At 71.8% G+C, this 483-nt stretch carries 1 protein-coding gene; it reads left to right on the forward strand.

Annotated features, from left to right (window positions below):
* Positions 1–296 (forward strand): PUA domain-containing protein (locus AC5RUJ_RS18300; protein ID WP_494156526.1); only part of this gene is annotated, 296 nt, incomplete at its 5' end.
* Positions 297–483: the final 187 nt, after the last annotated feature.

The following is a 483-nucleotide window of genomic DNA, read 5'->3' on the forward strand; positions in this document are numbered from 1 at the left end:
ATCTGGCCTCCGTGCAGGGCAGGCTAGTGCTGGACGACGGCGCCGTGCAGGCCGTGCGCGAGAAGCACCGGTCGCTGCTGCCGGCCGGCGTCGTCTCGGTCAAGGGCGACTTCGAACCGGGGGATCCGGTGGAGCTGGCCGACGGCGACGGCCGCGTGGTCGCCCGCGGCCTCGTCAACTTCTCCTCCTATGAGCTCCCGCGCATGCTGGGCCGCTCCACCCGGGAGCTGGCCGCGTCGCTCGGCCGGCAGTACGAGCGCGAAGTCATCCACGTGGACGACCTCGTCCTGCTCTGAACCACCGCGCCGGTCCGGGGCGGCAGCGTAACGTGACCTCCGTCGTCGTGCTGTGCCGCACCCACGGGCTAAAATCGAGGGTATGACCCAGACAGCCTCTTCCCAGTCCCCGGCCGACGAGCTCGAAGACGGCCGGAAACCGGACGCCGCGGCCGCCGTCGCGGCGATCGCCGGACGGTCCCGGACC

Source organism: Arthrobacter sp. Y3223164, from assembly GCF_059091005.1.